Source organism: Mucilaginibacter gynuensis, from assembly GCF_039541195.1.
Classification (GTDB): domain Bacteria; phylum Bacteroidota; class Bacteroidia; order Sphingobacteriales; family Sphingobacteriaceae; genus Mucilaginibacter; species Mucilaginibacter gynuensis.
This window is the reverse complement of record NZ_BAABFT010000004.1, coordinates 37,376-61,700: the sequence shown is the minus strand read 5'-3', so window position 1 is coordinate 61,700 and position 24,325 is coordinate 37,376. Positions and strand designations below refer to the sequence as shown.

26 protein-coding genes are annotated in these 24,325 nt (G+C 43.7%); 7 read left to right on the top strand and 19 right to left on the bottom strand.

What is annotated here, in order from left to right:
- Positions 1 to 24: 24 nt before the first annotated feature.
- From ABD894_RS09430 to ABD894_RS09380, 11 genes are all read right to left on the bottom strand, one after another.
- Positions 25 to 2,403 carry a TonB-dependent receptor plug domain-containing protein gene (locus ABD894_RS09430; protein WP_345210766.1) on the bottom strand — a complete coding sequence of 793 codons (2,379 nt, stop codon included), beginning with the start codon at positions 2,401 to 2,403 and terminating at the stop codon, positions 25 to 27.
- Positions 2,404 to 2,893: 490 nt separating this feature from the next.
- On the bottom strand, positions 2,894 to 3,304 hold the full coding sequence (locus tag ABD894_RS09425; RefSeq protein WP_345210765.1) for a hypothetical protein: 411 nt from the start codon (positions 3,302 to 3,304) through the stop codon (positions 2,894 to 2,896).
- Positions 3,305 to 3,351: 47 nt separating this feature from the next.
- On the bottom strand, positions 3,352 to 3,492 hold the full coding sequence (locus ABD894_RS09420) for a hypothetical protein (RefSeq protein WP_345210764.1): 141 nt from the start codon (positions 3,490 to 3,492) through the stop codon (positions 3,352 to 3,354).
- A 437-nt stretch (positions 3,493 to 3,929) separates the two neighbouring features.
- Positions 3,930 to 4,439, bottom strand: coding sequence for a phosphoribosyltransferase family protein (locus ABD894_RS09415; RefSeq protein ID WP_345210763.1), 510 nt, complete (start codon positions 4,437 to 4,439; stop codon positions 3,930 to 3,932).
- Positions 4,440 to 4,476: 37 nt separating this feature from the next.
- Positions 4,477 to 4,866, bottom strand: a complete 390-nt coding sequence (locus ABD894_RS09410) for a hypothetical protein (protein ID WP_345210762.1) — start codon at positions 4,864 to 4,866, stop codon at positions 4,477 to 4,479.
- A 33-nt stretch (positions 4,867 to 4,899) separates the two neighbouring features.
- Positions 4,900 to 6,351, bottom strand: a complete 1,452-nt coding sequence (rlmD, locus tag ABD894_RS09405) for a 23S rRNA (uracil(1939)-C(5))-methyltransferase RlmD (RefSeq protein WP_345210761.1) — start codon at positions 6,349 to 6,351, stop codon at positions 4,900 to 4,902.
- Positions 6,352 to 7,061: 710 nt separating this feature from the next.
- Positions 7,062 to 7,436: a hypothetical protein gene (locus ABD894_RS09400; protein WP_345210760.1), complete on the bottom strand. Its 375-nt coding sequence runs from the start codon at positions 7,434 to 7,436 to the stop codon at positions 7,062 to 7,064.
- Between the two features lie 117 nt (positions 7,437 to 7,553).
- Positions 7,554 to 7,973 carry a hypothetical protein gene (locus tag ABD894_RS09395; RefSeq protein ID WP_345210759.1) on the bottom strand — a complete coding sequence of 140 codons (420 nt, stop codon included), beginning with the start codon at positions 7,971 to 7,973 and terminating at the stop codon, positions 7,554 to 7,556.
- 85 nt (positions 7,974 to 8,058) lie between these two features.
- The gene (gene creD, locus ABD894_RS09390; RefSeq protein WP_345210758.1) at positions 8,059 to 9,408 is read right to left on the bottom strand and encodes a cell envelope integrity protein CreD; all 1,350 of its coding nucleotides are present in this window, start codon (positions 9,406 to 9,408) and stop codon (positions 8,059 to 8,061) included.
- A 70-nt stretch (positions 9,409 to 9,478) separates the two neighbouring features.
- Positions 9,479 to 9,790 carry a winged helix-turn-helix domain-containing protein gene (locus ABD894_RS09385; RefSeq protein ID WP_345210757.1) on the bottom strand — a complete coding sequence of 104 codons (312 nt, stop codon included), beginning with the start codon at positions 9,788 to 9,790 and terminating at the stop codon, positions 9,479 to 9,481.
- The gene (locus ABD894_RS09380) at positions 9,780 to 10,412 is read right to left on the bottom strand and encodes a hypothetical protein (RefSeq protein WP_345210756.1); all 633 of its coding nucleotides are present in this window, start codon (positions 10,410 to 10,412) and stop codon (positions 9,780 to 9,782) included. The genes ABD894_RS09385 and ABD894_RS09380 overlap by 11 nt, the downstream gene beginning before the upstream one ends.
- Before the next feature lie 74 nt (positions 10,413 to 10,486).
- Between ABD894_RS09380 and ABD894_RS09375 the strand changes: the two genes are divergently transcribed.
- Positions 10,487 to 10,636 (top strand): hypothetical protein, encoded by a 150-nt coding sequence (locus ABD894_RS09375; protein ID WP_345210755.1) that lies wholly within the window; start codon positions 10,487 to 10,489, stop codon positions 10,634 to 10,636.
- A 256-nt stretch (positions 10,637 to 10,892) separates the two neighbouring features.
- On the opposite strand, the gene ABD894_RS09370 is transcribed toward ABD894_RS09375, so the two are convergent.
- Genes ABD894_RS09370 through kbl form a run of 6 tightly spaced genes read right to left on the bottom strand, consistent with a single transcriptional unit; the run spans position 10,893 to position 14,844 of the window.
- Positions 10,893 to 11,474 (bottom strand): TetR/AcrR family transcriptional regulator, encoded by a 582-nt coding sequence (locus tag ABD894_RS09370; RefSeq protein ID WP_345210754.1) that lies wholly within the window; start codon positions 11,472 to 11,474, stop codon positions 10,893 to 10,895.
- A 4-nt stretch (positions 11,475 to 11,478) separates the two neighbouring features.
- Positions 11,479 to 11,886 carry a Rieske (2Fe-2S) protein gene (locus tag ABD894_RS09365; RefSeq protein WP_345210753.1) on the bottom strand — a complete coding sequence of 136 codons (408 nt, stop codon included), beginning with the start codon at positions 11,884 to 11,886 and terminating at the stop codon, positions 11,479 to 11,481.
- Positions 11,883 to 12,917, bottom strand: a complete 1,035-nt coding sequence (gene pheS, locus ABD894_RS09360) for a phenylalanine--tRNA ligase subunit alpha (protein ID WP_345210752.1) — start codon at positions 12,915 to 12,917, stop codon at positions 11,883 to 11,885. Before pheS ends, ABD894_RS09365 begins: the two co-directional genes overlap by 4 nt.
- Before the next feature lie 2 nt (positions 12,918 to 12,919).
- Entirely contained in the window at positions 12,920 to 13,330 is a 411-nt protein-coding gene (locus ABD894_RS09355; RefSeq protein WP_345210751.1) for a PIN domain-containing protein, read from the bottom strand.
- Positions 13,327 to 13,605, bottom strand: a complete 279-nt coding sequence (locus ABD894_RS09350) for a DUF6364 family protein (protein ID WP_345210750.1) — start codon at positions 13,603 to 13,605, stop codon at positions 13,327 to 13,329. The genes ABD894_RS09355 and ABD894_RS09350 overlap by 4 nt, the downstream gene beginning before the upstream one ends.
- 48 nt (positions 13,606 to 13,653) lie before the next feature.
- Positions 13,654 to 14,844: a glycine C-acetyltransferase gene (gene kbl / locus ABD894_RS09345; protein ID WP_345210749.1), complete on the bottom strand. Its 1,191-nt coding sequence runs from the start codon at positions 14,842 to 14,844 to the stop codon at positions 13,654 to 13,656.
- An 885-nt stretch (positions 14,845 to 15,729) separates the two neighbouring features.
- Here kbl and ABD894_RS09340 point away from each other — a divergent pair.
- From ABD894_RS09340 to ABD894_RS09325, 4 genes are all read left to right on the top strand, one after another.
- Positions 15,730 to 16,326 (top strand): TetR/AcrR family transcriptional regulator, encoded by a 597-nt coding sequence (locus ABD894_RS09340; protein WP_345210748.1) that lies wholly within the window; start codon positions 15,730 to 15,732, stop codon positions 16,324 to 16,326.
- A gap of 11 nt (positions 16,327 to 16,337) precedes the next feature.
- Entirely contained in the window at positions 16,338 to 17,492 is a 1,155-nt protein-coding gene (locus ABD894_RS09335; protein WP_345210747.1) for an FAD-dependent oxidoreductase, read from the top strand.
- Between the two features lie 164 nt (positions 17,493 to 17,656).
- Positions 17,657 to 18,700, top strand: coding sequence for an NAD(P)-dependent alcohol dehydrogenase (locus tag ABD894_RS09330; protein WP_345210746.1), 1,044 nt, complete (start codon positions 17,657 to 17,659; stop codon positions 18,698 to 18,700).
- A 104-nt stretch (positions 18,701 to 18,804) separates the two neighbouring features.
- Entirely contained in the window at positions 18,805 to 20,763 is a 1,959-nt protein-coding gene (locus ABD894_RS09325; RefSeq protein ID WP_345210745.1) for a DUF3857 domain-containing protein, read from the top strand.
- Here ABD894_RS09325 and ABD894_RS09320 read toward each other — a convergent pair.
- Both ABD894_RS09320 and ABD894_RS09315 read right to left on the bottom strand, forming a co-directional pair.
- The gene (locus tag ABD894_RS09320; RefSeq protein ID WP_345210744.1) at positions 20,760 to 21,203 is read right to left on the bottom strand and encodes a hypothetical protein; all 444 of its coding nucleotides are present in this window, start codon (positions 21,201 to 21,203) and stop codon (positions 20,760 to 20,762) included. The genes ABD894_RS09325 and ABD894_RS09320 overlap by 4 nt on opposite strands.
- Positions 21,204 to 21,234: 31 nt before the next feature.
- The gene (locus tag ABD894_RS09315) at positions 21,235 to 22,104 is read right to left on the bottom strand and encodes an AraC family transcriptional regulator (RefSeq protein ID WP_345210743.1); all 870 of its coding nucleotides are present in this window, start codon (positions 22,102 to 22,104) and stop codon (positions 21,235 to 21,237) included.
- A 219-nt stretch (positions 22,105 to 22,323) separates the two neighbouring features.
- Between ABD894_RS09315 and ABD894_RS09310 the strand changes: the two genes are divergently transcribed.
- Together ABD894_RS09310 and ABD894_RS09305 are read left to right on the top strand one after the other, a co-directional pair.
- Positions 22,324 to 22,653, top strand: coding sequence for an L-rhamnose mutarotase (locus ABD894_RS09310; RefSeq protein ID WP_345210742.1), 330 nt, complete (start codon positions 22,324 to 22,326; stop codon positions 22,651 to 22,653).
- On the top strand, positions 22,653 to 24,323 hold the full coding sequence (locus ABD894_RS09305) for a UxaA family hydrolase (RefSeq protein ID WP_345210741.1): 1,671 nt from the start codon (positions 22,653 to 22,655) through the stop codon (positions 24,321 to 24,323). Before ABD894_RS09310 ends, ABD894_RS09305 begins: the two co-directional genes overlap by 1 nt.
- Positions 24,324 to 24,325 lie beyond the last annotated feature (2 nt).

The following is a 24,325-nucleotide window of genomic DNA, read 5'->3' as shown; positions in this document are numbered from 1 at the left end:
TCGTTCATTTTTAATGTCGTAGTTTTATAATACCAGTTTTAAGCCCAATACAAGAGATGCGGGTAGTGGGGTTCCTGTATAACTTAGGTCGCGCTTGCGGATACCTGTTATGTTCTCCTCGGGATTAAGCCCGCTGTATTTTGAAAGGGTGATCAAATTATCACCACGAACAAATACTTGCATATCACTGATAGATAACAGGCGGTTAAGCGATGAGCCGAAATGGTAAGTTAGGGCAGCTTTGTTTAAGCGTACAAAACTTGCATTTTCGATATTGCTTATCCCCTGGTAAATAGTGCGGCCCGTAGCATCAGTACTGGTAGTATAGTAAGGTGTTTCGGCGCTTTTTAGCGGGAAGTTATTGCTAACCTGATCGGCAAAATAAGTACTGGTGAAAGATTGTGCTGCTACATCAGCTCCCCAGGCATAGCTAATCATTACATCGGCCGAAATATTTTTATATCGCCAAGTATTGCTGATACCACCGAAGCCTTTTGCCTCGCTGTTACCGATCACTTTCTGCTGGTTGCCTTCGTAGGCTATGAGCGAGGTAACCGCGTCGCCTTTTGAAAGCGCGCCCAGGTAAGCAAGGCTGGTGTTTTGAATATCGGCAGGTAACGATCTTACCTTATTTTTATATGCCGCTACGTTCAGGTTGGTTGTCCAGCTAAAATCGCGGGTGTGGATCCATTTGCCATCAAGGTTAAACTCAAATCCCGAAAGACCGATTGAGCCACCTGTTTCGTATTCGTAATCGATACCGCTAATGTTGGGCAGGTATCTTTGATAAGTAAAGTCTTTGTATATTTTATTGAAATAGTTAACTGAAAAATTTATTGAAGAATTGATATCGAAAGATAAACCTGCATCAAGCTGGTAAACACCTATGCTTTTGGCATCGGCAAAGGCAGGATAAAGCAGGCCTACACCCAACTCGTTACCACCGTAATAATCGCCATACCCGCTTAATTGCCCACGGTAAGTTTCGGGACGGCTTAATATGCCTGTTTTACCGTAAGCTACATTAGCTTTTACCGGTATATTCAGGGTGTTTTTGAGGTTGTAATGCACACCCAATGCCGGGTAAAGCGCCCATTTGTTTTTGTAGAATGAGCTACCATCGGTACGCAACACCATGTTAATATCCAGATCTTCCTTATAGTTCCAATTCCATTTACCATAGAAAGAAAAGATCTTCTCCATCTCATGATCTGATAAAGCATTCACCTGGTTGGCGTTATAACCTGTTACTACTTTTACAAAGTTTGAGCCCCCGCTTTCTAAACTGCGTTGCCCGTCAACCGAGGTCAGCCTGTCGTCGTTGGTTCTGAGCTCATTGCCGAGGGTCATATCCAATTTCAACCAGTCGGTAAATTGGTGCAGGTAGTTTACAGAGGTATTAATAGTGATGAGTTGCCTTTTGCTGGTAACGCTTGCGGCATACACATTTCCGTTTAACACGGTAGATGGCACAAACACATCCCTGCTTGCTGCTTCATATGATAATGAGGCAACCGTACTGGCTTTAAATGCAGGGTTGAACTGATAGTTAAGCCCCACGAAGGAAACCAAACCAACATTCCTTTTCTTATCCATTACAAAACCTTCGTCGTTTATAACCGGCAGCGGCAGCTCGCGATTGAACTCGCCCGCGTAACGCCCGTTCCTGCTGGTAAGCGCCAGGTTATTGTAAAAGTGTGCCGAAAACTTCGGAGAAATATTATACTTAGCATTAAGAAACAACGACTGGCGGCCAAAACCTGAATCTTTGATGTAGCCTTTATCCTGGTAATTTGATAAACCAAAAAGGTACGAACCGAAATCGCCGCCACCATCTACCATTACATTTTGTTCGTTAACAATGCCGCCGTTGCCATATACATCTCTGCGGGCCATGTTATTAAAATTGTAAAAGGCATCCTTCTTATAATCATTATTGGGCACAAAGTTGGCACCTGCAAACGCGTTAGCCCTTACATGGATAGCGCCTGATTTACCCTCTTTCATAACAATGTTAATGGCCCCGTTAGGAGCCTGAACACCATAAGCCGCCAGCAGATCAATGTTTTTTATCACTTCTATCCGCTCTACCTGATCTGCCGAAAAATAACTGAGCGGGTTAATGCCTGTTACATCCGACGGACTGCCGATCATCGGGATACCGTCGATAAGGATAAGCGGCATGGTTGATTTGTCGGTAGGATCAATATTTAAACCGCGAAGGTTTATAGTGGATTGTACACCGGGTGTACCAGTCCAGCTTTTAACCCTAAGGCCGGCAATGTTGCCCAGCAGGGTATTCTCAATTCCGCTTCGGTTTGATGAGATAACACTGTCAACCACCAGTGTATCCTGGGCATGTGCATTCATCGCTGCCCCTGCAGACGCGAGAAAAAGAAACATAGTTTTCCAAATGCATTTTGGCAATAACTTCATAATTATCGTTTCAAGATTTTACAACCAGACCTGTTTTTCATGAACATGAATTTGTACAGCTTTTAATTTTCCATCAGGCTAAAGGAGCAGCTTAATCCCTTCGCTAAATGTTAAGCAATACTAAACATTGTTTATTAAGATAAGGGGTTAGATAAATTAACGAATTGTGAATTATGCCTTATTTGAGATGTGGAGTTGTTAAATAATGTCACATTATTGGTGGAGAAACCATAATGTAAGTTCGGGGAATGAATATTGTCGGAGTTTAGTAAGGAAGAGCAATACTTTACCAAAAAGTTTTACGTTGAGATCAACAAAAAATAATGGAGATACAGGGAGAGCAGGTTAATTTTACAGAATAATCTTTTAACTCCCGTTTGGGTGACGGGTATTAACTTGGAAGGTTTATCTGATAATGGTATAAGTTACTTTATCAGGATAAAATTACAGAGGCATATTAGTAGTGTTTATGATAGCCCATACCAATCACCATGCCTAAAGCTACGTAACTATATTTAGAAACGTTGCCACTTAGTTTGAAGCCCAAGCTACCGCCAAACCCGGTGGGCCTGCCAACCGGGATTAGCCAGTATATTTTGTATTTCTTTTTATGGCTTTTAAACCATGAGATATTAAACTCAAAGGGCAGGCCCGGGTAATTACTATATTGGGTATTGTACAGGTCATCGGCTTGCAAACTGCCAAGTTGGGCATGATTATAGGAAACACCTGCCGAAAAGCTTATGGCATGCCCATCCTTAATTAATCGCTTACCATATAAAAGCCCTATTTCTGCAAGTATATTTTTTGATTTAAGCGGCACACCGATAGATTCTCCAAAACGATCTGTAGTTAATGTACCACGCAAGGTAAGCAGGTTGTTTTTAAATTGATAATTAATGCCGCTACTTAACGCTAACCGCTGTATTTAGATATTGCGTACCCTATTTGCCCATCATAGTAGATAATTGGGTTATTACTTTTAGTACTGTCCTGCGCAAATGCACCGGTAAAAAACAATAATGTAAATAATAGCGTAAGCAGGTTAGGTTTCATTGTGCAGTTTGATGCCCTAATATATCGATATAATTATTAGCAGCATGTTTCCGCAAGGTTATATATGCCGTACGATGCCCGGAATAATACACGCCGATACTCCAAAACACTCATCGCAACCTTTTAAATAGAAATAGGTCATAAACCTTTTAAAAATCGGTGCCCCCCACTAAAAATCTGTGTAATCCAAAGCAAAGAAAAAAAGGCCAGAAAACTCTCGCAGTTTCTTGGCCTTACATCTACCTATGAAAAACAAACCCTTTGAGAAGGGTATTAATACATATTCAAATGTAATGCCAAGTAACAAAAAGCAATTTTATACTTATAATTAAGGCTATTTTCTACTATGTGGAAATATTGCGGGAAATTAATTCCACAATAGAGAGGTTAAATTTTCTCAATTGAGGAAATTCGGGATTTTAGGCCTCAACAAAAGCTTATACTAAATACACGGCATCCTCTTCGTTTGTTTTATCTAAAACAACATCCACATGGTCTTTTATCACGGTAGAGAGGGCTATCCCCGAATAATCGGTAGTTACCGGGAAGCTTTTGTGGTTGCGGTCAACTAACACTACGCTACGTACTTTCTTCAGCGGAACGTTTAAAAATACACCTAAACCGTAGGCCAGCGTTTTGCCGCTGTTAAGTACATCGTCAACCAGTATTACTACCTTATCGGTACAGTCGGCTACGTTAAAATTGGTGTTGGCTTTTAACGTGCTGCTTTGTTTTTCAAGCTCGATAGTGATGAGCGTGCTTTTAAATGGGGCAATATTATCGAGGATATCTTTTAACCTTTGAGCAAGGGTATTACCGCGCGGCAAAATACCCGCAATCATTATCTCCTGCTCTTCAAAATTATCTTCCAGTATCTGGTAGGCAATACGATCTATCTTTTGCTGTATTTGCTGGCTGTTTAATATGAGTAGTTTTTTACCCGACATATCGATATATAATTTATGAGCTAAGATACCTTTTATACTATTCCTTACTATACGGAAAATAAACAAAATTTGCCCCCTCGGGCACAATTACAAATACGCACATATAATCGTGCGGACTTTTATAACTGCCGATAAAGCGTTCTTTAAGCTCTTTTTTGATGATACCACGCTCTACAAATTCTTCGAGGGTGGAGGCGTGGATGGTCCACTCGGAGTTGATCTCGTTCTTGTCCAGTATCACTTCGCCAAGGCTCAGGTCGTGCTGGTGAGCTGCAAATATGGGATAAGCCGAAAGGCCTTCCACCATTATCTCTACCGCTACTTCACGTATTGATTCGCTGAAAAATTTCAGATCTGTTTCGAGGCTTACCAGCGGACTTTCTTTTTGTTCGCCTGCACCTTCATTTAATAATTCTTCCGGATCCATCTCTTATTTAACAATCGCTAAACACTTTTATTATTAAACCGCGGCTTCTTCTGCCCCGGGCTGTTGTTCTCTTAATACCAGCAATACCACGTTTTCCACATGCTGTGTATGCGGAAACATATCTACAGGCTGTATCTTCACAGTGTCGTATTTTTCTTTCAGTATTTGCAGGTCGCGGGCCTGGGTGGCAGCATTGCAGCTCACGTATACAATTTTGGGCGCTTCAATTTCCATTAACCTGGCTACCACATCGGCATGCATCCCCGCACGCGGCGGATCGGTGATGATCACCTCGGGTTTGCCATGTTCTACAACAAACTCGGCCGATAGCACATCTTTCATGTCGCCCGCGTAAAACTTGGTGTTGGTGATATTGTTAATGGCCGAGTTCACTTTGGCATCTTCAATAGCCTGGGGAACGTATTCAACCCCAACAACTTCTTTTACATGCGCCGCCACAAAATTGGCTATGGTGCCGGCACCTGTGTAAAGGTCATACACCAGTTCGTTACCGGTAAAACCTGCAAAATCGCGGGTTATTTCATATAGCTTTAATGCCTGTATCGAGTTGGTTTGGTAAAACGACTTTGGCCCTATCCTGAACTTAATGTTGCCATTTGGCGATGGCATTTCTTCGTAAATATATTCGGGGCCTTTCCAGGCTATCACTTCCTGATCGAAAATGGTATCGTTCTTTTTTTGGTTGATGATATACAGCAGGGAAGTGATCTGCGGAAATTCCGCGTCAATATAGCCCATCAGCGTATCTACTTCTTCCTGCGTTACGTAAGCAAACACTACCACCACCATTACTTCGCCTGTCGACGAGGTGCGGATGATGAGGTTACGCAACGCGCCGGTGTGCTGCTTTAAATCGTAAAAGCTATAGCCCTGCTTTTTGGCAAACGCGCCAATGCTGTTACGCAACGAGTTTGAAGGTTCGGCTTGCAGGTAGCAATGGTTTACCTCCAATATCTTATCAAACCTGCCCGGGATATGGAAGCCAAGCGCATTCATATCCAGCTGCTCGTTGTCGCGACTTTCGCCATCGTACAACCAGCGTTTGTTTGAAAAGGTAAATTCCAGCTTATTACGGTAATATTTATCAGCAGGCGAAGGTACAATGGGCGACATGCCGCTCACATCTATCTTAGCCATGCGGCCCAATGCATCGGCCACGGCCTTTTGTTTAAAAGTAAGCTGGGCACTGTACGTCATGTGCTGCCATTTACAGCCGCCGCAGGTACCAAAGTGTTCGCAAAAGGCCTTAACACGGTGTTCCGATTCCTTTTTCAGCGCGGTTATTTTGCCCTCGCCGAAATTCTTTTTGCTGCGAAAAACCTCCACATCGGCTATATCGCCGGGCACGGCCTTATCAACAAACAGCACAAAATCGTCTGCCTTGCCTACACCCTTGCCTTCTTCGGCAATATCAATTATGGTTACGTTCTCGAAAAACTTACTTTTTTTTGGACCTCTGCTCATCAGCCTGCAAAGGTAAAGCAATTATTTAAAAATTCGAGGGTGTAGGGATTGATTAGGATTTGGTGCTTTTGCATGGCGAAGATTTTTACCACAGAGCGCACTGAGGTTTGCACGGAGTTACACAGAGAGTTTTCTGTTTTTCAAATAAATCACGCAGTATCTCACCCTGAGCGAAACGAAGCATTTTCGTCGTTTTGTTCTTCGTTAGGAATGGTAGTGCTTTATTGTATGTTAGTGGATGTAACTTTCTTTTTTCTCTCAAAAAAGAAAGTCACCAAAGAAAAAAGTCGCGGCTGCGCAAGAAACTTTCAAAGTTTCTGATTAGGCAGGGCTTGTGCTACCCGTTCCTTACGATGCCGCATTTTGTGAGTATTAATGGTTTGTGCTTTTGCATTGCGATGAAGGCATTCATTACAGAGCGCTGAGGTTTGCACGGAGTTACACAGAGATTTTCTGTGTACTGTTTTAAACATCACACAGTCGCTACGGCTTCAGCCGAGTGACGACTATTACGCGGCGTCCCGCCGCACGGCTTACCAGCAACTTCATTCTGCTATTGAAAGCTTTGATAAATTTAAAATTTGTCAAAGCTCGCTCACCGAAAAAGGCACTACCCTCGCAACCCTAAACCCGGGAGTAGCGGATACCGGCCAAAGTGGCTAAGACCTTGTGCAGTATGAGCGGATCACGGGGCTATCGGGAACCAAACGCTACTGGCTTTGATTTTCTGAATATACGGAATCGAAGGCTTCTGTGGCACTTTCATCATTGTCAGTATTATTTAACTTGTAAAGCCAAATACCGCCCACAATTACAGCAGCATAAGTGGGAACGAAGATAAATACATCATAATTAAGCATTTTTAGATCTGAAAAGAACGGAAAGAAATTAAACCATGTTAATGATAGACCAATGATAGAGAGAATTATCTTATTATACCACCTATAGCTTTGAGCGGTGAGTAAGGTGGTTGCTATCCATAATAATATTAAGCTGGGAGTAGAGGCAAGCCCGCCTACAATAGTTCCTGCTACCAGCAAAAAAATCCACTCGTTTGAATTATTGTTTTCGATGGATAAATACAAAGAAATAAGCAAAGGAGACACAAAAGCGGCTGTAAGCCATACCCTTGCAGCATATTTAAATGCTGTTTTTACTACTTGCTGATTTATGTTCGTGAGAGCAGAGGAATAATATATAAATTATACAGGCTGATTCCAGGAAATTTGATCCTCAGCAATGCCGTGAAATTTGTAATACCAAATTCCGGCTATAATTACCAACGCGTACACAATAGCGAATTGAAGATTTTCGCCATGTAGCATTCTGTTTTGCTGATACAGATAAAATGCCAATAGTGTTAGGGCGATACCGGTAAATGACAGGATAATTTTTTTATACCATGGTTTAAAATCCCGCTTAACTATGATGGCTGTGAGCGATAGCAATAACAGGAAGCTTGGTATAGATAATACCAGGCCGAATATGGTACCGAAAAAAAAGATGAATACGATGTTATCAAAATTATTGCGGGGAATTATCCCGAAAACCGCGATGATGGCCGGTGATAAAAGCACACCGGTTAACCACACCCTTACAGAATATTTAAAAGCTTCGTACATTGATTTATGATATTAATTTGTTGTTTTTAAAAAGCACCCGGCGCTTATGGCCACCGGGTGCGGGTGATAAGGTTAGGTGTAATGCTTATTGCTTATCCCAATCGATACGGCGGGATACATACATGAGTATGGCGATGATGATGAACAGGGCTACACTGCCTACCATGAGCGCGAGGTCTTCCAGTTGAATAATAACGAAGATGAACGTGTAAAATACCGACAGGATAAGCGCGAATAATGCCGCCGCTTTTTTGTTTTTTAATAACGACGCGATAAACACGCTTATTAAACATATAGTGGCGCCCGAAGCCACCAGGTAGGCCCAATTAAAGCCAATTTGCTCGGAAAAAGAGAGCAGGAGGGTATAATAGATCACCATGGCTGCGCCGATGAGGATATAGTTAAAGGCATGTACCTTTTGCTTGCCTATCAGCTCGGTTAAAAACAACGAGATAAAAGAAAGCAGAATGATGAGCAGCGAATATTTACTGGTGCGCATGGTTTTCTGATATTCATCAACCGGTAATTGCAGCTTTATACCAAAGGTGGCATCAGCTTGCTTTTTCTTATCATCGAGCAGGTGACTATCCCCTACCCATTGTTGCGGGAACGGCCTGTTATAGTACAACATCCGCCATTTGGCGCTAAACCCGTTTTTATCAACCTTACGATCATCGGGCAGGTAGCGGCCATCAAAACTTGGAGTGGCCCAGTTACCGGCAGACTGCACATCGGTTACCTTACCCAGGTGTAAAAAATATAGCTGCTGGCTGCCTTTTAGTTGCAGGTCGTAATTAAAGGTAAAGGCATTGTCAGTCACGTTGGTTAGGTTAATACGGGCTTGCAGGCCATTCTCAAAAACAGATTGATCACTGTATGATGGTTCGGAATTGAGCGACTGCCCGGCAGCCTTTATTACGGGATTGTTTTTTAGTCCTTTTAAATCGGATACGCCGAAAGTGATGATGGCTTTATCCAGCATCAGCTGATCGCTGGCAATACCCAGCGCGCTGATATCCGTTTTAGAGAAATTACCCGATACCTTAATATCGGTATTATATACTACTACCTTAAATATTCCCCTGTGCAGCAATTCGCCTTTTACATTGGCTTTGTAATTAAGGCCATCGGGCAGTATGTACAGGTAATCTATCACCTGGCGTACAGTTTGCCTGCGTGAGGTATCAATGTAGTTTTCGTTCTTTTTATAGGGAATCACCAGCACCGGCCCGTTCACCTGCTGACTGCCCGACCAGGTATCGGACACCTTACTGATCACTTCTTCCTGCCGAACGGCACGTTCGCTGATGAGGTTTTGGATAAATACTGATGGAATAAGCAGTACCAGCGCCAGCACGCATATAAATATCAGCTTAAATGTTACCGACTCCTTAAGCCAGTCGGTTGTTTTTGGTTTTTGAGGTTGTTCAAACATGATCGTATTATTTATATTTTATATATTAAAAGTACTTTGCATTTCAAAGTTAATAGGCAAAAAAATATAGCTATAGCTTCTTCTGCAATTTTATCAGTTGCTCCATAGCGTCGAGGTGTTGTTTAAAAGCTGTTTTTCCTTTTGCCGATGCTTCATAATTGGTGTTGGGTTTACGCCCTAAAAAACTCTTGTTCACCACAATATATTCGTCTTTTTCTAAAGCCTTAAGGTGCGATGCCAGGTTACCGTCGGTAATGTTCAGCAATTCTTTAAGCGAGTTAAAGTCGTAACGGTCGTTAGCCATTAAAACGCTCATAATTTGCAGTCTTACGCGGTTCTCAAAAGCTTTGTCGAGCTTTTCAAAAGGGTTTTTACCGGTCATATTTAAAGTACATTATACTGCCGTATATTATATGCAGTATACCAAAACCTATTGCCCAAAACAATAAACCATAGCCGGGTAGCAGGGCGGCTATCAGGCCTAAAATAATTTCGAAAATACCGAGGTATTTAACGTCGCCAAAGGTAAAATTACTTGCGCCGATAAGTGCAAGCCCATAAAAAATTAATGAAGCAGGTGCCACAATGCCCAAATACCCCCTAATAATGAAGATGATAATAAGCGCCCCGCCGGTTAGCAAAGGCGTGGCCATATAAAACAATAACGACTTACTGGTTTTACCCCATACCGGCTGCCCGTTCTTTTTCGCCTTGCGGCGGGTTAAGATAATGCCCGATACGATTGATAAAATTAGCACCGATAATGCTACTATAATAAGGTTATAAAGTGTTGACGGATCGCTTTCGGTTGATGCTACCACATAATCGCGCGTGTAGAACAAGCCATTATGAGTGTATACCATTTTGTATGCGATAACCGCCCCTATCAAAGCATATATACCCGCCAGCACGCCCGAAAGGCCGCTTAACGAAATAAACTTTGATGAACGCTCCATCAATGCGCGGATAGAGGTAAGCTCGTCTTGTAATTGATCTTCTTTCACTTGAAAGTACTTTTATTTTCAAAGTAATTGATAATAATCCGTATCAGCAAATTTATTTCATATTTATGTATTGGATGGATCGAACAATTTTAGCCTCACCAGTCAGCAAACAGCTTCGGGCGAAAGCAGGCATAACTGTGAAAGCCATGAGCGTAATGGCGGGCATAGTGAACTTGCTGCATGTAGGGATGGATGGCGCTTCGGGGCAAAAGTTCCAGCTCTAAGTTCTGGCAGTTTTGCAGGGTAATGGCCTCGTGCGGCAAGAAGCCTTTTGCTGGACAAGGGTTTATTCGCTGTTTGTTTTTTTAGGTACTCATGAGATCGCTTCGCTTAGTTCTGTTACTTTTGCCTTCAAAAGTAATGGGGCCCTGCGCCCAAGAGCAGACTAATGTTGATCAAACCACAAGCTAACACCTAAGTAGAGATTGCTTCGTGCCTCGCAATGACAATGGTTTTAGAGACGATGTTTTTAGATGCGCCTTAAACAGTAATAGCCGCCTTTACCAAATACGGCAATATTTCTTTTTGAAAGGATACGAAGTTCTTGCGTACGTCGGCATCACTTACCGAGGTAAACGCGAAGCTGAACACGATGCTTTTACTGCATTTAATTAAAAAGCGCAGGCGTTGCTGATAGGTTTCGTGCTTGCGGATGTGGGTAAGCTGGGTAAATGATAATACCAGCAGGTCTTCCAACTCGTTAGAGAGGTTCTTTAAAAACTCTTGCGAGTTGGCCGATTCGCGGATGAACTCCCAGCCTATAAACTCATTACATACAGTGTACGAGAGACGGCAGGTTTTCATGATGAGGTTGCGCAGGTGCTCTTCCTCGTCCATTTCTGGCGTGGTAACGTGTATCAGCTCGTCAACACTTACGCGTATATAGTCCATCAGCAGGGAGTGCAATACGGCTTCCTTGCTGTCAAAATATTTATAGATAGTGGCCTTTGCAATTTTGGCCTTCTTAGCTATTTCGTTAACACTTGTTTTATGGTAACCGAACTTGCGGAACAGGTCCTGCGCGGCACGCTTTATGCTGTCTTTAATTTTATCGGCTTCCATTCAATTAATTAGTAACATGTATCTCAAACCCATTTGAAACCGCTATGTACGCACGTAACGATCGCGAAGCGGGCGCTTTAACCGGCGAACCGTCCGAAAGCAAAAACTTCGATCCGCTGCATGGGTCTACCACTTGTATATCAACCTCATCAATATTAACAGCGCATTTATTTTCGGGCTGATAACTGCTGCAACGGTCGTACGCCACAAAGGCATCCTGCGAGCGGCGGTAAACAATAACACCGGCCACACCGCCCTGTACCAAAGCGTACCCTCCTACCCTTGTAAGCGAGTACCGCGGATCGTTTATTTGTACCGTTACATCTACACGCGCATACGGCACTACTTCGCTTTGCTTTCCGCAACTCAGAAAACAACAGCTCAGTAATGCCAATATAAGCAATTTCCTCATATAATATCAGTCTGGAACTGTTTCAGGAAACGAACATCGTTCTCTGAGAACAGGCGCAGGTCGCGAATTACGTATTTCAGGTTGGTAATACGTTCAATACCCATACCAAAGGCAAAGCCGGTATATTTCTTACTATCAATGCCGCAATTTTCGAGCACGTTAGGGTCAACCATACCGCAACCTAAAATTTCAACCCAGCCGCTGTATTTGCACATATTACAGCCATCGCCTTTACAGATGGTACATGATATATCCATCTCGGCCGATGGCTCGGTGAATGGGAAATACGACGGACGGAAACGCAGCTTGGTACCTTCGCCGTAAAGTTCCTGCACGAAGTGGAAAAGCGTTTGTTTCAGGTCGGCAAATGATACGTTCTCATCTACATACAAGCCTTCTACCTGGTGAAAGAAACAATGTGCACGGGCAGATATAGCCTCGTTACGGTAAACACGACCTGGCATAATAGCGCGGAACGGCGGTTTACCATTCTCCATCATACGTACCTGTACCGATGAGGTATGCGTACGTAGGGCGATATCATCCTTACCGTTATTCTTTTTTATAAAGAAGGTATCCTGCATATCCCTCGCCGGGTGTTCTTCAGGGAAGTTTAGTGCCGAGAAGTTATGCCAGTCGTCTTCAATCTCAGGCCCTTCTGCCACTACGAAACCCGAACGTTTAAAAATATCGATGATCTCGTTACGCACCAATGACAGCGGGTGACGGGAGCCTACCGCGAAACCTTCGCCCGGCAGGGTAAGGTCCTGCTGCTGATCGCCTGTTGTATCGTGTGCGCTCAGGCCTTCTTTCAATTCGTTATAGCGCGCCTCGGCCAGTTGCTTAAACTCGTTAAGCACTTTACCAAAAGTACGTTTCTCTTCGGCACCAACAGTTTTAAACTGCTCAAACAGGTCTTTAATGATCCCCTTAGTACCCAGAAATTTTATACGGAACTCCTCCAGCTTTTCGGCATTAGCCTGTGTAAAAGCTTTAATTTCAGAGGTGTATTTATCTATTGTTTCTTGCATTGTTATAATGTTCTTAAAAACTGCTCGGCCGTTAAAACAGGTATAGCAGAATTTTTATAGTCTTTTATATTCCTGGTGATGATAACATCGGCCCTGCCGTTCACGGCTGTATAGTATTGTACGGCATCTTCCAGGTCCGAAAAAACTGAAGCTATAGCCTGATCAACAACAGCAGCATCTTCTGTAAGTATGTTTAGCTTTTGGGCCAGTACTTTTATTGATGCACGCGCGGCTTTTTCACCTACGTGTTTCTTTACTATATAATGCGTATTTAACAGCGAGTGTACTGATGTGCAACCAGTATATTCACCATTATCTAACAGCATTAAAACACCTTTAGCCCAAATATCAAAAGGCTCCCGCTTTAATAAGGCATCAAGCAATATGTCCGAATCAATAAATATTGACTTCATGCACCATACTTTTCTTCTAAATGCTTCCCGTATTCTGCTTTGTGGTCAAAATCGGGGGTTGGCTTATCAACAAGTGTTAACTGCTGAATCCAATCGGGCATCTCGGTGCTTTTCAGTTTCTCTAACAGCGGGTCTTTCTTACTTTTCTTTTTTGCTATCTCCGTCACCAAATTCTTAAACAGTTTAGACACACTGATGTTACTCTCCGAAGCAATTCGCTTTGCCAACTGGATAGTTTCCTTATCAGCGCTTAATGTCAGCTTTGTAGTTGCCATAACCGTTTAATTTAACTTATACGTACAAATATAAATAAACTATACGTATTATTTGATCACGCCCAGTTCCTTACCTACTTTGGTAAAGGCGGCTATGGATTTGTCCAAATGCTCCACCTCGTGTGCGGCAGAGATTTGTACCCTGATACGGGCTTTACCCTGCGGTACTACCGGGTAATAAAAACCAATTACGTATATACCTTCTTCCAGCATTTTCGCGGCAAACTCCTGGGCCAATTTAGCTTCGTAAAGCATAACGGGTACTATCGGGTGCACACCCGGTTTAATATCAAAACCGGCAGCGGTCATCTTTTCGCGGAAGTATTGGGTATTGCTTTCCAGTTTATCACGCAGGTCGGTGGTTTCGCTTAGCATATCCAGTACTGCTATTGAAGCGCCGGTAATAGCCGGAGCTAAAGTGTTCGAAAACAAATACGGACGCGAGCGCTGGCGCAGCATATCGATGATCTCTTTACGGCCCGATGTAAAACCGCCCGAAGCGCCACCCAATGCCTTACCCAAGGTACCGGTAATGATGTCTATTTTACCCATTACGTTATGGTGCTCATGCGTACCACGCCCGGTTTTACCCATAAAGCCCGAGCAATGGCTCTCGTCTATCATTACCAGGGCATTATACTTTTCGGCCAGCTCGCAGACTTTATCCAGTTGGGCAATAGTACCATCCATACTGAAAGCGCCATCGGTAACGATGATACGGTGACGCAGGTTTTGTGTTGCCTGTAGTTTCTCTTCCAGGTCGGCCATATCATCGTGTTTATAGCGGTAACGCTGTGCTTTACACAAACGTACGCCATCAATAATAGAGGCATGGTTCAACTCATCGGAAATGATGGCATCCTCGGCGTTGAACAATGGCTCGAACACACCACCGTTAGCATCAAATGCCGCGGCGTAAAGTATGGTATCTTCTGTGCCTAAAAATTCGGCTATCTTTTGTTCAAGTTCTTTGTGAATATCTTGTGTACCGCAAATAAAACGTACAGATGAAAGGCCGTAACCATGGGTATCCATAGCCGCTTTTGCCGCCTCAATTACTTTAGGGTTTGATGACAGGCCAAGGTAGTTGTTAGCGCAAAAATTAATTACTTCTTTACCACCCTGTACAGTAATATCCGCACCCTGTGGCGATGTAATGATCCTTTCTCTTTTATATAACCCGGCGTTTTCTATTTCAGTTAGTTCCTGCTGTAAAACCGGCTGTAAGGTATTGTACATATCTGCTTATTTTTTAATCGGCAAAATTAATCATTACCATGTATTTAAGGGTTAAAAATTAACCTTTTAAATATATTAATTACACAAGATTGCATTTTAGGTGTATAACGTGTTAATGGTGAATAACATGAGTGGATTTTTTGTGGGTTTACAGTGCGATGTATTTTTTGGAGGGAGTTAGATGCTCCTATATTTTGTTTGTGCTTTAATTTGCGGCAGTCTGCTCTTGGGCGCAGGGCCCCAGTTACTTTGTCTTCGCCACAAAGTAACCAAAAGTCAAGTCAGCAAAAAGGCTTCTTTGCCGCACAAGGCCATTACCCTGCAAAGCTGGTTTGCTGACGGTAGGAGCTTCTCCGTTACCTGCCTTCATGAACTTTTCAGCTTTGACAACTTTAAAAAGTTGTCAAAGTTTGCCCGTTGCCCTCCCCGCTGTCGCGAGTTTAACGTAGCGTATTTCGGACACGACATAGCCGGAGCTTTCAGCTCCGGCTTACATGCACTATCCTAACCGACTTAAACCCGGGAGTAGCGGATACCGGCCTGTGGTTAAGGCCTTGTGGCGTATGAGCGGATCACGGGGCTGTTTTGACCAATGATCACAGGCATTGATTTTCTGATGCTATTCTATGTTGTGAATTGCTGAATAACTAAAAGTAGGAGCCAATTGGCTTTGGGAGGATCGGGCTTAATTACATGCGCTATCCTGACATAAAAGAAGTACAAAATACTAAGAGATTGCTTCGTGCCTCGCAATGACAATTTTTTATTAGTTTCTACCTCCGTCATAATACAGTTAAAATCAATGTATAATCAAAATATATTTTTAAGTAAATAAACATTTACTTATTATTGTATCGATATTTTAAATCAGATAGATAACATAGCATGCGCCCACGAAATTTAGAGAAGGAAGAAGCCATACGTACCATTGCTTTAGATATAATAGCGAACGAAGGCCTCGAAAATTTGACTATGCAAAAGCTGGCTGCTGCTGCCGGGGTGTCGCCGCGTACCATTTATATTAAGTACGAAAACAAAGAAGACCTGCTCATCAAACTATTTATCAAGGATGTTTTGGCGGCTTATGAAAAGGCAATATTGAACGGCTTTAACGAGGATATGCCTTTTGCCGAAGGCGTTGAAAAACTGTGGATTAACGGCTTCGGGTATTTGAAAAATAACCGGCCATCGTTCGCGCTTATTCAGCATGGTAAATCATCGCCATTGCTAAACAAGGCTTTTCAGCAGGAAAACATACAGCAGGGGCAGTTTTTTGCACCTATCCACAGCTTCATTATGGCTAATATTAAAGCTGGGGTGATAAAAAACCTGCCGTTTGATGTGCTTCGTGCCCTGCTTTTCGCGCCGCTGCTTGATTTGGTGAACGAATATTTTGACCATACCGACCGCCCCGTGCAAATTATTACCGATGAGGTGATAACCACTTGCTGCGAAGCGGTTACTAAAGGGATTTTAAAGTAAACAGATTTAACATGAACTCAATTAAAAACAAAAACATAGCTATAGTAGGTGGCGGTCCGGGTGGACTTACACTTGCACGATTATTACAAATGAACGGCGCCCACGTAAAAGTATACGAGCGCGACCTCAACCGCGAAGTAAGGGTACAAGGCGCAACGCTTGATCTGCACGACGAATCGGGTTTAAAAGCTTTGCGTGCTGCGGGATTGATGAATGAGTTTGAGGCCAACTATCGCCCCGGTGCCGATAAAATGCGCATTGTAGATAAAAGCGCGCAAATTATTTATGCCGATGAGGGCGGCGGCGAAGGCGGTTTCTTTAGGCCGGAGATAGATCGTGGTCCGCTCCGCGAAATTATGCTGAATTCCTTACAGGCCGATACCGTGGTTTGGGATAGCCAGTTTGTCGCCCTCGAACAGCAGTCGGACGGAACGATAAAACTCGAATTTAAAAACGGAACAGTAGCCTATGCCGACGTAGTAATAGCGGCGGATGGCGCCAACTCAAAGATAAGGCCATACATTACGCCTGTAAAACCATTTTACGCGGGCATTTCTGTAGTGGAGGGGGCGGTGTATCATTCGGCTACGGCAAGCCCGCGAATTCATCAATTGCTTAACGGCGGAAAGATTTTTGCCATGGGGGATGAAAAAACGATCATCGTAAGTTCAAAAGGTGATGGGAGTTTGGTGTTTTATACCGGCTGTAAAACAGATGAATTTTGGTTTCGCGAAAGCGGTATCGATTTTAACGATAAAACGCAGGTATTTGCCTGGTTTGAACAGGAGTTTGCCGGTTGGGATGCGATATGGGATGAACTATTTGAAAACGCCAACCCGGTGTTTATTCCAAGGCCGCAATATTGCATGCCTTTAGATCAAACCTGGGAAGCACAACCCAATATCACCATGCTGGGCGATGCTGCCCACCTGATGCCGCCTTACGCCGGCGAAGGCGTAAACATGGCTATGCTTGATGCGCTGGAACTGGCCGAATGCCTGCTCAGCGACCAGTATACCAATATCCACGCGGCAATAGCAGCTTACGAAGAGCAAATGCGCGCCCGTGCATCAGAAATAGGCGCCATCACGCTCGAACAAACAGCATCCCTGCATTCGCCGCAGGCTATTGAAAATATGGTAGCCATGTTTCGGCCCGAAGAGTAATACAGTATGGGTTGTTTATAATTAAAGAAGGCACATTAAAACCTATCGGCAAGCATGCTGTTGTTACCAACAACTGTTTAAACACCTGTTTAAATTTTTAAGCCCGGCCTAGTTGGCAACACTTATTAATTGCTTTACCTTTAACGTACATAAACATACCACCAATGATTGAAACAAAAGCTTACGCGGCCCAGGACGAAAAGACGCCTTTGGCCCCATGGACATTTGAGCGACGCGATGTAGGTCCGCATGATGTTCAATTTGATATTTTATTTTGCGGCGTATGCCACTCCGATCTGCACCAGATCAAGAACGACTGGTTTCCGGGCATTTTCCCTATGGTGCCGGGTCACGAAATTGTTGGCCGTGTAATTAAGGTTGGCGATCACGTAAAAAACTTTAAGGTTGGCGACCTGGCCGGTACCGGCTGTTTGGTTGATTCGTGCCGCGAGTGCGAAAACTGCAAGCAGGATCTGGAGCAATACTGCCTAAAGGGTAACTCTCAAACCTATAATGGTTACGAGCAGGATGGCAAAACCCCTACCTACGGAGGTTACTCAAACACCATTGTAGTGAACGAAGATTTTGTACTGCACATTAAAGAAAATTTAGACCTTGCCGCTGTAGCGCCGCTGCTTTGCGCGGGCATTACCACTTACTCGCCATTACGCCACTGGAAGGTGGGCAAAGGGCATAAACTGGCTGTATTAGGCTTGGGCGGATTAGGCCACATGGCTGTTAAATTTGGTGTCGCTTTTGGTGCCGATGTTACCGTGCTAAGTACATCTTCTAAAAAAGAAGAAGACGCTAAAAGATTGGGTGCGCATCATTTTGTGGTAACTACCGATGAAGCGCAGGTAAACGCGGCTAAAAATACATTCGATTTTATATTGGATACCGTATCTGCCGAGCACGATTTTAATATGTACCTGTCGTTGTTAAGAACCAACGGTGTACACATTTGCGTGGGTGTACCACCAAAACCTGCCGAAATTGCTGCCTTTAGTTTATTAGGTGGCCGTAAAAGCGTTGCAGGTTCGGGTATCGGGGGCATTGCCGAAACTCAGGAAATGCTTGATTTTTGCGCCGAGAACAATATCGTATCCGATATCGAGAAGATAGATATTAAGGATATTCAAACCGCTTACGATCGTATGGAAAAAGGCGATGTACGTTACCGCTTTGTAATTGATATGGCTACGCTGTAAAAGAGGATACACAACTTGTAAAGGCACTTGCATTTAATGCAGGTGCCTTTTTTTGTTAAATCAACGGCGATAATTCACTATCTTCGGGTAACTTAAATTATTGGATGAAAGCCTGTATCATGTTATTGGTGTTTGTTTTGGCCATGCAGCTGGCATCGGCACAAATAAAACCCTATGGCAAAGTTGATACGGCCGACCTTAAACTTAAGGAATGCGATTTTGAAAAAGGTGCCGGGGCAATGGTACTTTTCGATCGCGGCGACCTGCGCAGCCTCGCCAAATCAACCCTGCTCATCAGGCATAAGCGTATCAAAATACTCAGCGATGCCGGTAAGGATAAAGCTAACATCACGCTAAGTTATATCAGCAAAAGCGGTTTCGAAAACATAACGGACATTGAGGCGCAAACCATCAACCTTACAGGCAATACTATACAATACATCCCGGTTGATAAAAAACAGATCTACATTCAAAAAGCCGATAAGTACCGTAAAACCATCACCTTCTCGTTTCCGGCGGTAAAGCAGGGTTCTATTGTCGAGTTCAGGTACAAATGGTCTACAACGTATGAGCATTATCCGGTGTGGGAGTTTCAGGCAGATATTCCGGTGAGATATAGCGAGTTGGTAACCAATTTTAAATCGCCGGTTGATGTGTACACCCGCAAAATACAGGAGTTTACCAAAAGCACCAGCGAAAGGTTAGGTCCTAAGTATTGGCCCGTGAAAGTAAGCAACACCTGGGCTATGGCCAATGTGCCCTCACTGGTTGATGAACCCCTGATGCCCGCCACCGATAACAACCTGCAAAGGATCAGCTTTTTCGACGATCTCTATACCACCTGGCCTGTTTTGGGCGAAATGCTGCTGGCCGCTAACAAATTCGGCGGGCAGTTTAATAGCTACCTTAAAAACGAGGAAGATATTATTGTAAAGGCAGATCAGGTGGTAAACCGTGCCAAAAAAATAGAAATGCTGTTTGAAACGGTAAAGAATACCCTAACGTGGAACGGCAGCGATGATTGTTTTACGGCTATTGGCGTAAAAGAAGCCTGGAACAAAAGGACAGGCAACGCCACCGAAATAAACCTGGTACTGTATAATTTATTGCGTCATGCGGGTGTTACCTGCTACCCGGCCATTATCAGTACGCCCGATAACGGCGAAGTGGAGGTTGATTATCCTTCGCTTGCGCAGTTTAACAAAACTATTGTATATGTACCGGTTGATAGCGCGTCATATTATATACTCGACGCAACTAACAAACGGAATAAGTATAACGAAGTGCCTTACAGCATGCTCAACCTTACGGCAATGGCTGTTAACCCCAAGGGGGATATCATAACATCGGAGGAAGTTATTGCCGCTAAGGATGCCGTGCAGCCCGAGGCCAGCCGCACTTCGCTGTTTGTTATCCGTAACATGTCGCCCACAAAGGATGCGGTTTATATTGATGCCGAAATTAGCGCCGACGGTAAAATGACGGGTACGGCACATGTAGCCAGTAACGGCTACAGCAGGGGCCTGATATTGAAAAGGGACGATCTGAAAAAAGAAAGCTATAAGCAATATCTTAAACAGGGCAACAATAACCTCAAAATTGAATCGGTAAGGTTTGATAATGCAGAAACCGACTCGTTGCCGTTAAGGCAGGATATCGGCTTCGAGCTGGATATGACAGGCAGCGGGCACGATGATTACCTTTATTTAAATCCTAATATATTCTCGGCCTATATGGTAAACCCTTTTTTGAGCGAGAACCGTTATTCGGATATTGAGTTTTTGTACGCCAGTAACTATGCCATCACCGGTAATTATAAACTACCGCCGGGTTACAAGGCCGAAACCTTGCCCAAAAATACAGTGATACGCATGGATGACCACAGCATTAGTATTAAGCGGCTAATTGAACAAACCGACGATCATATCAACGTGAGTTATACCATAAACCGCAGCAGAGTTTTCTACAAAAAGGAAGAGTACGGCGGCCTTAAACAATTTTATAAAAGCCTTACCGAAATACTGAACGAACCGATAGTGCTTAAAAAGGCGGTGTCGCGTTAAAATATTACAAAATCGCCTTTGTTGCCCTTCACCACATAATCAAACCCGAATATCCTGTTCTCGTGGAACAGCAGATACACAACGGGTTTATTTTTGATGCTCACTATGTATATATCTTTAGGGTTGGCAAAGCTTAGTTTTTTGCCTTTGTAGGCTGTGTAAGACGATACCGAGTAGCGTGCCCCGGCGAATGCTTTACCATACTTCTTTTTAAAAAGCTTCACCTGGCTATCAACCATATCAAAGCGCTCGTACGTTGAAATTTTATCGTTGGGGGTATGGTATAGCAACTCGTTGGTAATAAAAACAGCATCCTTATTATCAGCAAAAACAGCCTGTATAAAACGTTCGGTAGTTTTAACGCGTGCATCAGTTTTTTGAGCGAAGCTTAAGCTTGTGGTAAACAGTATAAGGTTAACAATGAGTAACAGTTTCTTCATTTGTATAGTTGAAAAGAGAGCTTCAAAAATATCAATTCCCCCTGAAAAATTCCTTTTGATAAGTTAGCGGGCTTTTACCCGTGATACTCTTAAAATACTTGTGAAAGCTGGCAAAGTTGTAAAAGCCGCTTTCGTAACAGATCTGTTTAATGCTGATGTTATTATCGATCAATAACTTACAAGCATGCCCCACGCGGATCTCGTTGATAAACTGCGAATAAGTTTTGCGTGTGCGCGATTTAAAATACCTGCAAAAAGAATTTGGGCTAATGTTGGCCACACCGGCTACCTCTTCGGTTTGTATTTTGCGTTTAAAATTGCTGAGGGTGAACTCGTAAATATCATTGATCCGGTTATTCTCGGCCTCCTCAAAATCGTGCCTGAAACCAATGGACGATAACAAGTTGAAATCGCTGTTGCCTATATTATTGAGCGCGTCCATCAGCAGCATAATGCGTTTGGGGCCGTCGGCTTCCAGAATATTTTCGATGATGCGGCCTATCTTTTCTCTGCTGTCGCCATTTACTTGTATACCCCGCTTGGCCTTGTCCAGTACAGATCGTATCACTTTATTTTCGGGCAGCTGCAAAAACTGGCTTCCCCAAAAGTCTTCGCAAAAATGTACCACGCTTACATCGGCACGGGCGGTTGAGTTTTCTTCAAAATACATTTCATCAAATTTCCAGTAATGGGGCAGGTAAGTACCCAGCAATACCACATCGCCCGCGCGGAAATGCCGTATATCGTCGCCGATGAATTGCGTGCCCTCGCCCTCCCTGAAATAGATGAGCTCAACCTCGGGATGGTAGTGCCAGCGGTTGTTCACATACGGTACGGTATCGCGCCGTGCACCGAACGATTGTACCATGCTGGTGGAAACTTTAAGTAACTGGGGCTTCATTTAAAAGTTTATAATTGTACAATAATACTAAGTTATATAATTTTTTAAACTAAATATGCGGCTATTGGTTTAATGGATGCGCTAACATGCCAAAATAACTTAATTATATGTTAAAAAGGCAAAATATAAACGCGCTATAAAACCTTTATTTTGGTTGTTTATGTATGCTAAATGCATAAAGTGATTTTTAACGCGCCAATTAGCCCGACCCGGTAACAAATGAAGAAATACTGTTTAACGCTCGATCTGAAAGATGATCAGGCACTTATAGCCGAATACGAGCAATATCACGTAAGTATATGGCCCGAAATTCGCGCGTCTATAATTGATTCGGGTATCACCAATATGGAGATCTACCGTTTTGATGTGCGCCTGTTTATGATCATGGAGGTTAACGACGATTTCAGCTTTGAAAAAAAAGGTGCCGCCGATGCAGCTAATGCTAAAGTGCAGGAGTGGGAAACCCTGATGTGGAAGTACCAGCAGCCGGTTAAAAACGCGCTTGCCGGAGAAAAATGGGTGCTAATGGATAAAATATTTGAATTGTAATGGAAATACCTGCTGCTTCACAAGAAACCTTTTTACAGATACACCCGGCCGATAATGTGCTGGTAGCCTTGAAGGACCTCGCGCCGGGAACCCTCATTACTTTTAATGGCGATACCTTTCCGCTGGTTGACAGGGTACTGGCCAAGCATAAATTCACCATAAGCGAGCTTGCCGAGGGCGATGCCATTTACATGTATGGCGTACTGGTGGGTAAGGCTAATAGCACCATTGTAAAAGGGGGTGGAATTACTGTAAACAACATACACCACGCTGCTGACGGCTTCCATTTGGGGGAGCGCCATTTAGAGTGGGAGCGCCCCGATGTAAGTAATTATGCCGATAAAACATTTTTGGGCTATCACCGTGCAGATGGTTCGGTAGGTACGGCCAATTACTGGATAGTGGTGCCCCTCGTATTTTGCGAAAACCGTAATGTTGATACGCTGAAAGAAGCGCTTAACGATAAACTGGGCTACAAAAAACCTAAAAAATACGAGTACGATATTGATAACCTGATCGGTTTATACCAAACAGGTCATTCGGTTGAAGAGATCCTTCAAACAGATATCGAGGCTGCCGCGGACACTCCCGCATCGGCAAGGCTGTTCAAAAATATAGATGGGATCAAATTCCTGAACCATGATATGGGCTGCGGCGGTACCCGGCTCGATTCGGATACCCTTTGCGGACTGATAGCCGGTTATATTACCCACCCCAACGTGGCAGGCGCTACCATACTAAGCTTAGGTTGCCAGCATGCGCAGGCCGGTATAATGCAGGATGAGATCGCGAAGCGTGACCCCAATTTCAGCAAACCGCTGATAATACTTGAACAACAAAAATTAGGTACCGAAAAGAAATTATTGCAGGAAGCCATCAAGCAAACCTTTGCCGGACTGATAGAGGCTAATCGTACCGAACGCACACCCGCGCCCTTGTCAAAACTATGTATAGGGTTGGAGTGCGGTGGTTCTGATGGGTTTTCGGGTATTTCGGCAAACCCAGCGTTGGGTTACCTGTCGGATATGCTGGTAACCATGGGAGGTTCGGTAATACTGGCCGAGTTCCCCGAGCTTTGCGGCGTAGAGCAGCAATTGAGCGATCGTTGCATCGATGTGCCAACCGCCAACCGCTTTATGCAGTTAATGACGGATTATAACGCGTTAGCCGAACAGGGTGGATCGGGTTTTTACGCTAACCCATCGCCGGGCAATATTAAAGATGGTTTAATTACCGATGCCATTAAGTCGGCAGGCGCAGCCAAAAAAGGCGGTACATCGCCGGTGACCGCCGTGCTTGATTATCCTGAAAAGGTAACCAAACCCGGCCTTAACCTGTTATGTACCCCCGGCAGTGATGTGGAAAGCACTACGGCCGAAGTAGCGGCGGGCGCTAACATTGTATTGTTTACTACCGGCTTGGGTACGCCAACAGGCAACCCGGTAACGCCGGTAATAAAACTATCAACCAACACGGCATTAAGTATCAGAATGCCCGATATTATTGACATAAATTGCGGTACCATTATAGAGGGCACCGAAACGATAAAACAAAACGCCGAACGTATTTTAAATTATGTGATAGATGTGGCCAGCGGTTACAGCACACCTAAATCAGTGCAGTTAGGTCAGGATGATTTTATCCCATGGAAAAGAGGGGTTTCATTATAAAA

Bases quoted from the DNA above. Each gene is read 5' to 3' on its own strand.
- ABD894_RS09430 (WP_345210766.1), bottom strand. From the start codon at position 2,403: ATGTTTCTTTTTCTCGCGTCTGCAGGGGCAGCGATGAATGCACATGCC.
- ABD894_RS09420 (WP_345210764.1), bottom strand. From the start codon at position 3,492: ATGAAACCTAACCTGCTTACGCTATTATTTACATTATTGTTTTTTACC.
- ABD894_RS09415 (WP_345210763.1), bottom strand. From the start codon at position 4,439: ATGTCGGGTAAAAAACTACTCATATTAAACAGCCAGCAAATACAGCAA.
- ABD894_RS09410 (WP_345210762.1), bottom strand. From the start codon at position 4,866: ATGGATCCGGAAGAATTATTAAATGAAGGTGCAGGCGAACAAAAAGAA.
- rlmD (WP_345210761.1), bottom strand. From the start codon at position 6,351: ATGAGCAGAGGTCCAAAAAAAAGTAAGTTTTTCGAGAACGTAACCATA.
- ABD894_RS09395 (WP_345210759.1), bottom strand. From the start codon at position 7,973: ATGTACGAAGCTTTTAAATATTCTGTAAGGGTGTGGTTAACCGGTGTG.
- creD (WP_345210758.1), bottom strand. From the start codon at position 9,408: ATGTTTGAACAACCTCAAAAACCAAAAACAACCGACTGGCTTAAGGAG.
- ABD894_RS09385 (WP_345210757.1), bottom strand. From the start codon at position 9,790: ATGACCGGTAAAAACCCTTTTGAAAAGCTCGACAAAGCTTTTGAGAAC.
- ABD894_RS09375 (WP_345210755.1), top strand. From the start codon at position 10,487: ATGGATCGAACAATTTTAGCCTCACCAGTCAGCAAACAGCTTCGGGCG.
- ABD894_RS09370 (WP_345210754.1), bottom strand. From the start codon at position 11,474: ATGGAAGCCGATAAAATTAAAGACAGCATAAAGCGTGCCGCGCAGGAC.
- ABD894_RS09365 (WP_345210753.1), bottom strand. From the start codon at position 11,886: ATGAGGAAATTGCTTATATTGGCATTACTGAGCTGTTGTTTTCTGAGT.
- pheS (WP_345210752.1), bottom strand. From the start codon at position 12,917: ATGCAAGAAACAATAGATAAATACACCTCTGAAATTAAAGCTTTTACA.
- ABD894_RS09355 (WP_345210751.1), bottom strand. From the start codon at position 13,330: ATGAAGTCAATATTTATTGATTCGGACATATTGCTTGATGCCTTATTA.
- ABD894_RS09350 (WP_345210750.1), bottom strand. From the start codon at position 13,605: ATGGCAACTACAAAGCTGACATTAAGCGCTGATAAGGAAACTATCCAG.
- kbl (WP_345210749.1), bottom strand. From the start codon at position 14,844: ATGTACAATACCTTACAGCCGGTTTTACAGCAGGAACTAACTGAAATA.
- ABD894_RS09340 (WP_345210748.1), top strand. From the start codon at position 15,730: ATGCGCCCACGAAATTTAGAGAAGGAAGAAGCCATACGTACCATTGCT.
- ABD894_RS09335 (WP_345210747.1), top strand. From the start codon at position 16,338: ATGAACTCAATTAAAAACAAAAACATAGCTATAGTAGGTGGCGGTCCG.
- ABD894_RS09330 (WP_345210746.1), top strand. From the start codon at position 17,657: ATGATTGAAACAAAAGCTTACGCGGCCCAGGACGAAAAGACGCCTTTG.
- ABD894_RS09325 (WP_345210745.1), top strand. From the start codon at position 18,805: ATGAAAGCCTGTATCATGTTATTGGTGTTTGTTTTGGCCATGCAGCTG.
- ABD894_RS09320 (WP_345210744.1), bottom strand. From the start codon at position 21,203: ATGAAGAAACTGTTACTCATTGTTAACCTTATACTGTTTACCACAAGC.
- ABD894_RS09315 (WP_345210743.1), bottom strand. From the start codon at position 22,104: ATGAAGCCCCAGTTACTTAAAGTTTCCACCAGCATGGTACAATCGTTC.
- ABD894_RS09310 (WP_345210742.1), top strand. From the start codon at position 22,324: ATGAAGAAATACTGTTTAACGCTCGATCTGAAAGATGATCAGGCACTT.
- ABD894_RS09305 (WP_345210741.1), top strand. From the start codon at position 22,653: ATGGAAATACCTGCTGCTTCACAAGAAACCTTTTTACAGATACACCCG.